Consider the following 13,695-nt stretch of genomic DNA (forward strand, 5'->3'; position numbering starts at 1 on the left):
TTCGTTCCAGGGATCGATGAGGGCGCACTGGGCGGCGCCCTGACTGATCTCAGCGGCAACGGATGGCCGGCGACCCGTGGTGCAGCGCCATCTCCGGCGGGACGACTGGTCCTACTCTGGTGATCATTACCAACTCAGCGTAGTAGCCTGCCGGGGATGGCGTACTCGAGGCGTTCCGCGGCCACCTCGGCTCGTCGAAAGTCGCTGAGCAAACGCGATCCAGGGTGGGGCGTTCAGAGATGTTGGCTGGATTGCCCGACTTGGCGGTCTAGGGGAAGGTGACAATGCAGGACGAAGAGGTCTTCAGCCGCCTGCGTACGTCAACCAGCCACACCATCGGCGTTCCGCACCTTGTCGAGCTGCTGTCCACGATGCCGGCCTCGGCGACGGCCGATGACTTCCGGCGGGCCGTCATCGAAGACAATGTTCTGGGCCGGCCCACCCACCAAGGTCGCCTGCGAACGCTGCGTCACCTTCGGGAGATCTTCCAACTGGACGCCTCTGCGGCCCCGCTCTTTCGTGCTATCCGCGAAGTCTTCGACCTGGATGCGGATGCGGTCCGGGTGTGCTCAGCGATAGTGGCATACGCCCGCGACGAGCTGTTTCGGGCCAGCTGGTCAGCACTGAAGGTTCCCATCGGCCACGGTGTGAGTTCCGCGGACATCGAGGCCGCGGTCGTGGCGCTCTTCCCTGCCGCGATTGGGAAGCCGACGACCGCCAAGGTCGGACGGAACGTTGGCGCGAGCTGGACTCAGACCGGGCATTTAGTAGGCCGAACAAGTAAGAAGCGAGCCCGAGCCTCCGCTGGTCCTGCAGCAGTCTGCTTCGCGGTAGCCGTGGCGTACGGCATCGGGCTGCGCGGGCGGTTCATCCCGGACAGCGTCTGGTTCGATCTACTCGACGTGCCCGACGACCAACGGATGGACGCGCTGCTGGCGGCTCACCGGGATGGTCTGATCACCGTCCGAAGCGCCGGTCAGGTGCTGGATATCGAACCCGGTGCCGTCAGCGAGGTGGCATTCAAATGAGCGTCGAAGACCTAGAGCGGGCCTACACCCGGGAGCTCTCTTACCGCTGGCGGACCGATCTCTCGCCGGCCGAGCGAATCTGGATCGTCGTCCATGACCCAGTACTCACGCGCCGGGTGTTCGCGCAGCTCACCCGGTTCGAGACGGCGACGATCGAGGCGGGGAAGCTGTGGCGAGTACTTGATCTCACCGATACTTTCGGGCAGTGGGTAGCCCAGCACGAGTACGCGGCGGAGCTGGTCGAGGACCCCACCACCCTGGAAGGGGGTGTGCTCGAGGATTACTGGGCTGCCGTGGTCGCGAGAGTGGCCACTGCCCTTGAGACCACTGACGAGTCGACGGTGTTGGCGCTCGTCGGTCTTGCTTCCTTGTACCCGTACCTGCGGGTCAACCACCTCCTCGCCGCAGTCGAGTCCGGCATTCGCGGGCGCCTCCTCGTCTTCTTCCCCGGATCGCACCAGGCCGACGGCAACAACTTTCGGTTGCTCGGGGTCCGGGACGGCTTCAACTATCGAGCCAGACCCATCACCGCAACGGAGCCCCGATGACGACCCTCAACCGCGATCTGTTTGTGCAGGACCCGCAGAGCTTCTCGCTCCCGAATGCGGGCGTCGCGAAGCTGGTGACGCCCTCGGAGTCCGCGCAGTGGGAGGTGCTGCACCACGAACTCCGTACCTTTGTGTGCGAAGGCGAATACGCCGCCGGGCTCGATAAGATCCTGACGTCCTACCTCGGCAAGCTTGGCAAGGGCACCCAGCCCGCCGTGTGGGTAAGTGGGTTCTACGGGTCCGGTAAATCGCACCTAGTGCGAATGCTTCAACACCTTTGGACGAACACCACCTTCCCGGAGGGGGCGACCGCCCGTGGGATCCGGCAACTCCCGGAAATAGTCCAGCGGCAGCTGGTCGAGCTGGACACTAGGGCGAAGCAGTTCGGCACCAGGGCGTGGGCAGCCGCCGGGACCTTCGATTCGGTATCGGTCGACGACGTCAACTCGGCCGTGCTCAAGGTAATGCTCAGGTCGGCGGGTCTACCGGAACACATTCCGGCGCTCCGGGTGCTGCTGTGGTTGCGCTCCGAAGGCTTAGAGCACGGCGTACGTGTGCGGCTCGAATCACAGGGCAAGAACTTCGACAAGGCTCTGCAGACGTTCCGACTCTCACCCGAGCTCAGGTCGGCGATCCTGAACGAGAATCCGAATTATGCCGACTCGATGGGTGAGTTGAAGGATTCGCTGATGTCCATCGCTGGCGATGATTCTGGCCTGGACGTGCATCAGACTATTGAGCTGATGGGTGAGGTGATGGCCATCGTCGGCAACGGAACGGTTCCGCTGACCTTGCTGGTTCTCGACGAGATCCAGCTGTACATCCACGACGACGCCCACCGAGCCCAGGCAGTGTCGTTGATCGCGGAAGCGATTACCACCAACTTTGACGGCAAGGTGCTGCTGATCGGCACGGGTCAGTCCGAGCTGAGTGCCACGGCGACATTGCAGAAGATCCGCGACCGCTTCCCGGTGACTGTGCTGTTGAAGAACCAGGACATCGACCAGGTGGTCCGGCAGGTAGTGCTGGCCAAGAAGCCGGGCGCCGCGGAGTTGCTGCAGCCGCATCTGGACTCAGGTGAGATCACCCGCCAGCTCGCCGGCAGCAAGCTCAAGCACACCGATGCTGATGACGCCGATCTGGTGGGCGATTTTCCGGTGCTTCCATCTCGACGCCGCTTCTTCGAAGAGGTGCTCCGGCAGGCGGATGCTGGCACCCGCGGCGGGCAGTTGCGCTCTCAGCTGCGGGTGTTCGAGGCGGCCAGCAAGGCCTCCGCGCAGCTCCCCCTCGGCGAGGTGATCGGTGCCGATTTCCTTTACGACGACAAGCACGACGACATGATGTCGGCCGACAAGTTGCTGCGCGAGACCCGAGACTTGATCAAGGACCAAGGAGATTCGCTGCGCGGCCGAATCCTGAAGGTGCTGCAGCTAATCGGTCTGTTGCCCAGGACTCCTACTGCTGACCGAGGAGTGCGGGGGACCGTCGAGCACCTGATCGATCTGCTGGTGACCGATCTCGGCAACGGCCGGGCGAAACTCGGAAAACAGGTTCCGGAGACTCTCCAGTCGCTGCTCGACGACGGCGCGATCCAGTTCGACGGCACCGAGTACCGTCTTCAGACCCAGGAGGGTAAGGACTGGGACCAGAAGGTGAAGGCCGCCCGCACCGACGTCGAGCTCCCCGAACTGCAGGGCGAGGTGGATCGTTCACTCGCCGATCTGGTGGCCAAGCAGGTGCCCAAGAGGGTGGCGCAGGGGACGCAGCAGCGTCCAGTGCGCATCGCCCGTAGCTCGGCCATGCCCGCCCTGGGCGAGGAGATCGTGTTGTGGCAGCGCACCGGGTGGGACGGGGATACCGAAGCAGCAGCACTGACTGCGGCGGGCAGCGCGGGTTCGGAGTCCGCACTGGTCGTCTTGTTCGTGCCGGCCGATCAGGCCGAGCACGTGCATATCGCAGCCCGTGAATTCCTGGCCACCAAGCAGGTGCTCGATACCAGTGCGAGCCCGTCGACCGAGGAAGGACGCCAGGCGAAACGAGCGATCGAGTCGAAGAACGCGACGGCACGCGGCAGTCTGGACTCGATGCTGGGGCAGGCGCTCCGCGATGCGTCCGTGGTGCTCGCGGGTGGCGCTCCCGGGCAGGGCAGCACGACCGGGGCGCGGATCGCGGATGCGCTCGCCCGTGCCGCCGCTCGGCTTTACCCGCAATATCCTGTGTCGACCAAGGTCGAGTGGAAGAAAATTGTCGCGAGGGCGGCTGCTGGCAACAACGATCCCTCGGACGGGGTGCTGAGAGCTGCTGTGCCACAACAGGACCCTGTCGTTAAGCAGATCTTCACGGGGATCGGTGCCAACCCTACGGACGTCAAGACGATCCTGTCCCGGTTCGCCGTGCCTCCCTTCGGCTGGGACACCGACACCGTGGCCGGCGCGCTCGTGACCTTGCTGTCCAAGGGAGTCATCACGGCCGAGTCCAACTCGCTGCCGGCGGATCTGCGAAAGTTCGCCACTTCTTCGCCCCGATTCGCGCAGGTGACGGTGCGGTCCGAGTCGGTGATCCTTTCGGTGCAGCAGAAGCTCTCCGCGCGGTCGCTGTTGACCAAGCTGGGCCAGCCCGGTTCGGAGGAGGCGACCGCCGAACGCTGTCAGGCCGCGGTTCATGCATTGCGGTCGAGAGTCGCCGATCTCTGCGGTGAACCGCCCTACCCGCAACTGTCGCTCCCACCCGCTCTCGACGCCGTTACGAAGGCGACCGGCAACGCGGCTGTCCAGTCCCTTCTGACGGCTGAAGGATCGATCGTCGCGGAGCTGAAGCAGGTCGTGGCGATGGAGCAGCGGCGTCCCTCCCGGGAGGCCAGCTTGCGGAACTCCCGTGCGCTCGGGATCGCTCTCGTAGACAGAGAAGAGGCGCATTCGGCAATCTCCGAACTCACCGAATTCTGCAACGCTCGAACACTTCTCCAGGAGGTCGACGGAATCGCTCCCATCGAGCAGCAGCTCGCGACAGTTGCCAGAATTGCCGTCAACGAGAGCTCGCACGCACACGGAGTGGCCCTTGAGGCAGCGCTATCATCGTTCCCACCATCCGGGGCGGAGACCCTGACGAACGCCGACAGGGAACGGTTGATCGCCCGACATCGGTTGACCCCGATTGTGGTCGGGCCATTGGGCAGCCCGGCCGAGGTCGTCGCTGAGCTGGCGCGCCGGCCGCTGGTCGCTTGGGCGGCTGAGATCGACGCGGTCCCCGGAAGGCTCCGGCAGGCGCAGCAGGCTGCCCTCACGCTGGTGCAACCGACCGCGCATGCGGTGGGACTCCCGGGCGCGACCATTACCTCCCCATCCGAGTTGGCCGCCTACCTCGATACGGTGAGTGTGCGCCTGAACGATGAATTTGCCGCCCACGCGCTGATCGTGGTGCGCGCCTCATGACGGTGCTGCATGACTCCCAGCGATCTCTTCTGGAACGCACGGTGATCACCGCGCGCACGGTCGCCGAGCAAGGCGCTGCCGACGCGATCACCCAGCTGTCGGTAGGTGGCGGATTGCCGGCGTATCTCGATGCCTATGACACCGAATTGCGGGCAGCGCTGCAGGACAAGGCGGCGCTGCTGGGTGATCAGCTTCCGGCCTCCGAGTTGCCTCGGCTGCAGGAGGACATCGCCTTCGAGCAGTGGCATCGCCTGTTGTTCGCGCGATTCCTGGAGGCGAACGGTCTACTCATGCATCCAGAGCACGCAATCCCGGTCAGCTTGCAGGAGTGTGCTGATCTGGCGGTGGACGAGGGCGAATCGGACGGATGGGCGGTCGCAACTCGCTACGCGGCCCAGGAGCTTCCGGGGGTTTTCCGGACCGGTGACCCGGCCGTGCGGGTGCGGCTCGCGCCGGAGCACCGGCAACGGTTGGAAGATTTGGTCGCTGAAATTGATCCGGAGGTCCTTCGTACCGAAGATGCGCTGGGGTGGGTCTATCAGTTCTGGCAGACGCAGCAGAAGGAGACGGTGAACAGGTCCGGCCGTAAGATCGGTGGGGCGGACATCTCGCCCGTCACGCAGCTGTTCACCGAGAACTACATGGTGAGGTTCCTGCTGGAGAACTCCCTGGGAGCCTGGTGGGCCGCCCGGAACCCAGCTTCCGCTCTGCTTGCCGACTGGGATTACCTTCGCGTCCTCGAGGATGGGGCACCTGCGGCCGGCACTTTCGACGAGTGGCCACTTCTGGCATCCGAGGTGACGGTAATGGATCCATGTTGCGGATCTGGCCACTTCCTGGTGTCTTCATTCGGGATGCTGTGGCGGATGCGCGCCGAGGAGGAAGGACTCGATCCTGCAGCGGCGCAGGATGCCGTCCTGCGCGACAACCTATTTGGGCTGGAGTTGGATCCGCGCTGCACTCAGATCGCCCGATTCGCGTTGACGTTGGAGGCGTGGAAGCAGGGTGGCTTCCGCACGCTACCCGAGCCACGGATCGCCTGTTCCGGGATACCCGCTAAGCGCAGCATCGTCGAGTGGCAGCGCCAGGTTCGCAGCGACGACCAGCTCACCGACACGTTGGCGCGCCTGCATTCTCAGTTCAGTAATGCAGACTCGCTAGGCTCGCTGATCGATCCGCGACGCGCAACGGTGACGACCGCACTATTCCACCAGGATGGGTCGCTCACCGCCGGCGACTGGAATAAAGTGCGTTCCGCCCTCGACACAGCGCTGCGTGAGGAGGGGGAATCCGAGAGCGTCACGGGCGCGGCTCTTCTCGAAACTGCCACTGCCGCGACGCTGCTGTCGGACCGGTACACGCTGGTGGCGACCAATCCACCGTTTCGCAAGCGGGGTGATTTGGTGACCGAGCTCGTCGACTACTTGGACGACCAGTACCCGCTGGCCAAGGGCAACCTGGCGACGGCGTTCCTCGCCCGGTGGTTAGGCTCGAGCAGCACTCTGGCAACCGTCTCGCCACAGGACTGGATGTTGCTCGGTTCCTACGAGAGATTTCGGCGCGACCTGCTGGAGCACCGACGGTTCGATATCGCTGCACGGTTGGGCCATTCGGCATTTCGATCGATCAAGGGTCACGTTGTCAAGGCGGCACTCACTGTGGTGAGTTCGGGGAAAGCTCCGCCCGATGGAGGATTCTGGGCGGTTTTAGTTCAGCTAACCGAAGGCGTGAGGGCGAAGGCCTCCGAACTGGCTCATGGGCCTATGGTGCGGACCACCCAGCCGATTCAGATGGCGAATCCAGATGCGAGGGTGACACTTACAACTATCGCTTCTCATGATCTGTTGAACGTCTATGCTGTCCCGTTAAAAGGTATAACGACGGGCGACGACCCGCGATTTAGGCGACGTTTTTGGGAGTGGCCTGTTGTTCCGTCTACGACGAAGCGAATTCAAAGTACTCCCCGGGCGGGAGAGCGATTCAGCGGGCTGGAGAGCGTGGTGATGTGGTCTGCGATGACCGATCCAATCCAGCCCGGGGTCGAGCTTCGTAATGTAGCCTACGAAGGCCTACCCGGTGTGGTGGTTCACCTGATGGCTCCCGACGTAGCGAGTCAGTCCTTAGGCCTTCTAAGCGACCAGAATGTGTCAGTGATTGTCCCAAAGGACTCCGCGTATCTGCCGCAACTGCTGGAATTCTGCTTGAGCGGCGAATTGGGCAGCAAAGTGGCCGAAATTGACGACTCAATGAAGGTTACAAATGCGACTCTTGGAAAAGTGGAGTTTCGTCCAGCAGAGCTCGCTGGTTTTCCTGATCCGGATCAACTATCAACTTCATCCGACCCTTCTCAGTGGCCTTTCGACGGCGGCATTCCAGAAGCGGTCGAACCTCTCCAGGTTGCGGTCGCGCGCCTCGTCAGCTACCGGTGGCCCGAACAAACGCCTGACGCCTTGGATCCACTGCGGGACAATGATGGCATTGTTGCTCTTCCTGCGGTTGCAGGTGAAGAGGGTGCCGTCACACGAGTGCGGAAGGTGCTGTCCACCGCATACGGTGCCGAGTGGTCGGCGGATCGTGAGCGAGACCTTGTCCTCGCCGCCGGGGTGGCCTCGGGCGACCTCGATGAGTGGTTGCGCAGGAAGTTCTTCGCCCAGCACATCAAGCTCTTCGACGAGCGGCCGTTCGTCTGGCATATCAGCGACGGGTGCGTGGGGGGCTTCTCGGCTTTGCTCGACTACCACCGTCTCGATCATGCGCTGCTCGGAAAGCTGATCTATGCCGTGTTGGGAAGCTGGATCGACAAGCAGCAGAACGACTTGGAGCTTGACCCGTCGGCCACTATCAGGCTCCACGCTGCGCAGGTCCTCAAGGCGAAGCTGGTCGCTATCCACGAAGGTCACCCTCCGTTCGACATCTATGTCCGATGGAAGCCGCTGGCGGAGCAGCCGATCGGCTGGTACCCGGACCTGAATGACGGTGTCCGTCTGAACATCAGACCGTTGGTCGAAGCACAGGTTCTGACTTCGAGGGTCAACGTCCGCTGGAACGTCGACAAGGGCAAGGACGCCGACGGCAGCGATCGCGTTAACGACCTTCACCCGGCACTGGAGGCGCGACAGGCAGCTCGCGGGAAACAGCCATGACGGTCACTGCATCCGCCCCTCACGCCGACACCTTGCTGGGGCACATTGTTGAGAGCATCCGGCGCTCAGCGGCCTACGATCCGGACCGTGAAACTGCGCCGGTCACGATCCTGTGGTCCGACCCGGAGCGGGTATGGGAATCGGTGATCCACCTACTACGGGACGAGCTGCCCGTGCTCACCCTGGGCGTTCGCGATATCGTGACAGCGACCGGGCCGGCGCTTTGGGTCCGTGCGGTTCTGGCCGTCGACGAACTTCCCGAAGCGCTCCGAGTGCCGGACCGGACACCTCGACCCTCCCCCGACCTGCCGTGGGTGCTTTACATGCCCGGCCACGATGCGCGCGATTTGGAGCCCGGAGATCACATTCCGGCGACGTTAGCTCCGCTGGTCGACATCGGGCTCCGGTCGACCCGGTGGGGTCGTGCTCGGGTGCCGTGGACGCCCTACGACTTCATCACCGCACGCGTGGGCGGCTCGCTGGAAATCCCGGACGACCAGGAGTCCAGGTCTGCTTTGGCGACGGTCCTTCCCGCGCTGATGGTGCGCCCTCTGGCAATCCTTCGCGGGCAACATCTCGATGCCGGATCACTGCACGAATTGGTTGTCCCTGACTCGCGGCGGCAGACCTTGGAATGGCTCAACGACCCGGGGGCCACGCGTTCCGCGCTCGGCAGCGGGTGGACGTCGTTCCGAGACCAGCTGAAGCAGAAGGGCGGGATCGATCCAGCCAAGAGCACCTCCGCCTCGGCGGCGGAGCAGCTGGCCGGCCGGCAGGGCTGGTGGGGGCGGGTATGGGACGACTTCACTTATGCCCCTGCGAAGTACCCCAATCTGCCGGGACTTCTCGACAAGGTCGGTGACGCTGCGGGGTTCTTCGCGGCGGAGCCGAGTTCTGCAGAGGTCTATCCGTCTTCGAATTTCGACCAGGAGGATGCGTTGCGGGCGGGTCTGCTCGCGCTCGACGGCCACCCACAACGGTTCAAGATCTCGATCGGCGCGCTCGAGGAACTACACTCGGTGCGGCGCGAGTATGTCTGGGCTTCCTTGGGAAGGTCGCCGTTGGCCCAGGCACTTGGACATCTTGCCCAGCTAGCGGCCTTAGCTCGCATGCCGGAAGGCATTAGCACGATCAACGACCAAGTCGAGTGGTACGCCAAGGATGGTTGGTGGCTCGACGATCTGGCCCTACGCGCTATCGCAGCGACGGCGCATGGATCTAACGATCGTGATGCGGTGCGACACGCACTGGTTGGCCTCTACGACACCTGGGTGGATGAGCTTGCCGGTCGCTTCCAGGAGCTGGCGGTGGCAGGTTATCCGGGGGAGCTAGGACTGGAAATCTCGGACGGCACCTGCGTCGTCTTCATCGACGCGCTGCGGATGGATCTCGGCCACCGGTTGCTGGACCTGCTGACGTCGGGCGGTTTCGCAGCATCGTTGCGCGGACGGCTGACCGCTTTCCCCACCGTTACGCCCACCGGCCAACCGTCGGTGGCTCCCATCGCGGTAGGTATGACAGCTGGACCCGACTTCAGTGCCGCGACGGTCGACGGTGTGGTCCTGAAGGGAGAAGGCCTCCGCAAGACACTCGCGGCTGCCCAGGTTCAGTTCCTTGCGGCAAGCGATGTCGGCGACCCAGCTGGACGCGCCTGGACCCAATCCAACAACCTCGACGCAATCGGCCACGTGAGCGACCACCAGCTTGCCGATCGCGCCGAAGTCGAACTCGCCGCGGTCGTGATGCGCGTCCGGCAGTTGCTGGATGCGGGGTGGAAGAAGATCGCGATCGTCACCGATCACGGGTTCCTCTTGCCGTCGGCTCCCTTGCGCAAGGTCGAATTGCCGCAGCACTTCACGGTAGGGGACGCCGCTCGCAAGCCCCGGGTCGCGCGCTTGAAGGCAGGACAGCACACCGACTTCCCCGAACTTCCTTGGACTGTCGATCCGGCGGTCACGATGGTCAGCCCACCCGGTTCCGCTGCCTTCGTCGCGGGCACGTTGTACGAGCACGGCGGACTAAGCGTGCAGGAGTGCGTCACCCCGGTCGTCACAGTGGTCGGCGGTCGACCCGCGGCCGAGGCTCGAATCGTCGGGTTCAAATGGATCGGTATGCGCGCGCGCATCGATGTGGAGACAGCCGCGCCGGTGGTCGTTCAGATCCGCCTCATCGCGGGCGATCCGAATTCCGTGCAGGTTGCGAAGACGATTGACGGCGATGCCGAGGTCAAGCTCCTGGTCGAGGACGATGCGCTGCTCGGAACCCACTGCGCTGTCGTCCTGGTCGACACCTCAGGCCAGATCCTAGCCCAGCACAGCAGCACCATCGGCGGTGCTAAATGACCGATGGGGTGGCTCTGGATGAGCTTGATGCGCTGGCAGCGACCTCGTTCGAGGGTTATGTCGTCCGCAAGGATCTGGCGCAGCAGTTCAAGGGCGCCTATCCCGTGCCGACCTACGTTGGCGAGTTTTTGCTCGGGAGGTATTGCGCCACGACAGATCCGGAGGAGATCGAGGAAGGTCTCGCGGTGGTCCGGCGACTTCTCGATGACCGGACAGTTCGGGCCGGCGATGAGGAACTCTTCAAATCCCGTGCCCGGGAGCGTGGGACGATCCGGCTCATCGACCTGGTGAAGGCGCGCCTGGACGCGAAGACCGATTCATACGTCGCCGAGTTGCCCAGCCTGCAGCTCAAGGATGTTCGGATCCGTGATGCATTGGTGAAGGACAATGAGCGCATGTTGACCGGCGGCTTCTACGCGGAGGTTGACATGGACTACGACGCGTCGATCGCGGAGGAGAAGAACGGTAGGCCGTTCGGCATTGCCAGCCTCCGACCTATCCAGCTGTCCACCCGCAGCGCCCTGGAGCATCTGGCGAAGGGTCGCGTCCGGTTCACTGTGTCCCAGTGGAAGCAGCTGCTGCTCCGATCGGTCGGAATTGAGCCAGCCCGGTTGACGGATCGACAGCAGGATGTGCTGCTGCTGCGGATGGTGCCGTTTGTCATGCGTAATTACAATATGGTCGAGCTCGGACCTCGAGGGACCGGCAAATCACACCTCTATCAACAAGTGTCGCCCTATGCCCACCTCATTTCCGGTGGCAAAGCAACCGTGGCGCGCATGTTTGTCAACAACGCTAGCGGACAGCGGGGTCTAGTGGCCCAGTACGACGTCGTTTGCTTCGACGAAGTGTCGGGCGTGTCCTTCGACCAGAAGGATGGGGTGAACATCATGAAGGGTTACATGGAGTCCGGGGAGTTCTCCCGGGGCCGAGAGTCGATCCGCGCCGACGGCTCCATTGTGCTTGTCGGCAACTTCGACGTGGACGTGGCACACCAGCAAAGGATCGGACACCTGCTCTCGCCGCTTCCGCCAGAGATGCGCGACGACACGGCATTCATGGACCGCTTGCACGCCTATCTGCCCGGTTGGGACGTGCCGAAGTTTGATCCGTCGTATTTCACCCATCACTTTGGCCTGGTCAGTGATTTCCTGTCCGAGTGCTGGACACGGCTGCGAAGCCAAAGTCGTCTCGCAGCGATCCAGGGCAGGGTGCACTTCACTGATGCGCTGTCCGGACGTGACCAGACGGCTGTGACCAAGACAATCGATGGACTGCTGAAGCTGCTGTATCCCGACGCCGAGAGCCAGGTCGCCGAAGCGGATCTTGAGTGGGCCACCCGGTTGGCGCTTGAGTGCCGGCGGCGGGTGAAGGAACAACAGAAACGGATCGGCGCAGCCGAGTTTCGCAACACTCAGTTCGGCTATCGAATCGGCGACGGGATCGAGCAGTTCGTCGCGACTCCCGAGTTGCAGAATCCCGAGACCATCTCGCTCGATCCGCTCCCGCCGGGACAGGTGTGGGCGATCTCGGAGGGCGACGGCGACGGCGGCCCCGGGCTATACCGGATCGAGGTCAGTGATACCCGCGGTAGCGGCATGCGGTTACTCAACCAGACAGCCCCGGCCGCGCTGCGGGAGAGCTTCCGCGTCGCCGAACAGAACTTGCTCGCCCGGTCCCGCGAGATTCTCGGCGACCGCGATCCGCGCGAACATGAGCTCACCGTGCAGGTTCGGGCCTTGGACGCCGCCAAGACCGGGCACGGGATCGGCGTCCCTATCCTCATGGCCCTCGCATCAGCGGTGCTGCAACGACCACTCAAGGGCGGGTTGATCGTGGTGGGAAACCTGAATCTCGGTGGAGCTACTGAGACGCTTCGCCACGCCCCCGGGCTGGCCGAGCTGGCAATGGAGAAAGGCGCGACGACCCTGCTGGTTCCGGTGCACGCCCGTCGTGCGCTGGTCGATGTCTCGGACGACGTAGCCACCAAGGTTTCGTTTCTCTACTACAACGATGGCGCGGACGCGCTCGTCAAGGCATTGGAAGATTAATGTCGCGTGTTGCAACTGAATTCGCTGTGGGGTTTCACCAGATGGCTATTTCGACTGCTGCTACCCCGTTCACACCGACGGGTGAAGCGGCATATCCTCGTCGACAACTAGGCACCACAACCCCCAACGTTAAGGGGCTCACAGCTGCCATCGGCGTGTTGATCGACGGCTGTAAATAACCACTGCCACCCGATCATCTGGACCGAAATAGCCTCGAAAATTCCCGCTCAAGCCCGCTTTGAGAAGACTTGAAGCATGCATACTAGGTCTGTGTAGGTAGCAACTGCGAAAGCGAGGGTTGCCAGTTGTATTGAATCGCTACGAGTTCCTCAGGGTCGGGGTACCATTTAAATATGCGCAGTTCTCCTGAGCCGTCGACTACGATTCCTTCTAAGTCGAGCCGGACGTTGGCTAAGATCCCCAGGACGCACTCATTCGGGTGCTCGCGTGCCCATGCAACTTCATTACGCGTAACGATCACTGATTCACCTTGTGATGTTGTTCCCTTGGCCTCCAAGTAGGTAACAGCGTCTCCTTTGATTGCGCGTGCATCGTACGGATGTCCGACGCGAGTGTCGACAACTTCCCAGCCCCTGGCTCGGTATTCGTCCATGAGTCGCTCCTGCGCCGCATCTTCGATGTTCTTTCGCCGCTGAGCATCCAGAAGCGGCGCCTGCCCGGTCGTGAAGCCAGCGTCCGAAGAGCTGGACGCGATGGCAGCGGTCAGTCGAGATGCGATTGAACGTCCGAGCGGGGTGAGCGTCCATTGACCACGTAGCGTTGTCCCTGCCTCAAATGGAGCGAGCAGCCCGGCCCTGACCATGCTGTCCCGCTCCCAAGCCGTTTGGTTCTCCCACTTTGCCTCGTTGCGCGTCGGCTGACTCTGCCGGTCCTCGCCTGTGAACGTTGAGCCGAAGTGCTCGTCCATCCAGTTCAATGCCGAACGCTTCGATGCGCTACCTCCCAGCGCTTCGAGCGCGAGCAACAGGTAGTCATGAAGGACGCGTTGAGGTGTGATCGCCACATCGCTACTGTTGCACGCTTTTGCCTACGGATCCTGCCGGACAGCCATCGACACCTGCGCGCCGCCCAGCTGCGCGACGTCCACGACCGCACGGGCATAGAACGCCGAGTCCGCCCGCGGCGGCAACC

7 protein-coding genes are annotated in these 13,695 nt (G+C 63.2%); 6 read left to right on the forward strand and 1 reads right to left on the reverse strand.

Translation table 11 applies throughout. From position 1 onward, the window contains the following. Positions 1-284: 284 nt before the first annotated feature. From ABIB25_RS27400 to brxL, 6 genes are read left to right on the forward strand one after another with little or no spacing between them, the layout of a single operon-like run. On the forward strand, positions 285-1,028 hold the full coding sequence (locus ABIB25_RS27400; protein WP_354531692.1) for a hypothetical protein: 744 nt from the start codon (positions 285-287) through the stop codon (positions 1,026-1,028). After that, a complete protein-coding gene (locus ABIB25_RS27405; RefSeq protein WP_354531693.1) occupies positions 1,025-1,576 on the forward strand; it encodes a BREX protein BrxB domain-containing protein in 552 nt (183 codons plus the stop codon). The genes ABIB25_RS27400 and ABIB25_RS27405 overlap by 4 nt, the downstream gene beginning before the upstream one ends. Next, positions 1,573-5,007 (forward strand): BREX system P-loop protein BrxC, encoded by a 3,435-nt coding sequence (brxC, locus tag ABIB25_RS27410; RefSeq protein ID WP_354531694.1) that lies wholly within the window; start codon positions 1,573-1,575, stop codon positions 5,005-5,007. Before ABIB25_RS27405 ends, brxC begins: the two co-directional genes overlap by 4 nt. Beyond that, a complete protein-coding gene (locus ABIB25_RS27415; RefSeq protein WP_354531695.1) occupies positions 5,004-8,150 on the forward strand; it encodes an Eco57I restriction-modification methylase domain-containing protein in 3,147 nt (1,048 codons plus the stop codon). Before brxC ends, ABIB25_RS27415 begins: the two co-directional genes overlap by 4 nt. After that, positions 8,147-10,492, forward strand: a complete 2,346-nt coding sequence (gene pglZ, locus ABIB25_RS27420; protein WP_354531696.1) for a BREX-1 system phosphatase PglZ type B — start codon at positions 8,147-8,149, stop codon at positions 10,490-10,492. The genes ABIB25_RS27415 and pglZ overlap by 4 nt, the downstream gene beginning before the upstream one ends. Beyond that, positions 10,489-12,543: a protease Lon-related BREX system protein BrxL gene (gene brxL / locus ABIB25_RS27425; protein WP_354531697.1), complete on the forward strand. Its 2,055-nt coding sequence runs from the start codon at positions 10,489-10,491 to the stop codon at positions 12,541-12,543. Before pglZ ends, brxL begins: the two co-directional genes overlap by 4 nt. A gap of 262 nt (positions 12,544-12,805) precedes the next feature. On the opposite strand, the gene ABIB25_RS27430 is transcribed toward brxL, so the two are convergent. Beyond that, positions 12,806-13,567 (reverse strand): protein NO VEIN domain-containing protein, encoded by a 762-nt coding sequence (locus ABIB25_RS27430; RefSeq protein WP_354531698.1) that lies wholly within the window; start codon positions 13,565-13,567, stop codon positions 12,806-12,808. Positions 13,568-13,695: the final 128 nt, after the last annotated feature.

Source organism: Nakamurella sp. UYEF19, from assembly GCF_040546275.1.
Taxonomy (GTDB): domain Bacteria; phylum Actinomycetota; class Actinomycetes; order Mycobacteriales; family Nakamurellaceae; genus Nakamurella.

Excerpts from the sequence above, each read along its gene's own strand:
- ABIB25_RS27400 (WP_354531692.1), top strand. The coding sequence starts at position 285 with ATGCAGGACGAAGAGGTCTTCAGCCGCCTGCGTACGTCAACCAGCCAC.
- ABIB25_RS27405 (WP_354531693.1), top strand. The coding sequence starts at position 1,025 with ATGAGCGTCGAAGACCTAGAGCGGGCCTACACCCGGGAGCTCTCTTAC.
- brxC (WP_354531694.1), top strand. The coding sequence starts at position 1,573 with ATGACGACCCTCAACCGCGATCTGTTTGTGCAGGACCCGCAGAGCTTC.
- ABIB25_RS27415 (WP_354531695.1), top strand. The coding sequence starts at position 5,004 with ATGACGGTGCTGCATGACTCCCAGCGATCTCTTCTGGAACGCACGGTG.
- pglZ (WP_354531696.1), top strand. The coding sequence starts at position 8,147 with ATGACGGTCACTGCATCCGCCCCTCACGCCGACACCTTGCTGGGGCAC.
- brxL (WP_354531697.1), top strand. The coding sequence starts at position 10,489 with ATGACCGATGGGGTGGCTCTGGATGAGCTTGATGCGCTGGCAGCGACC.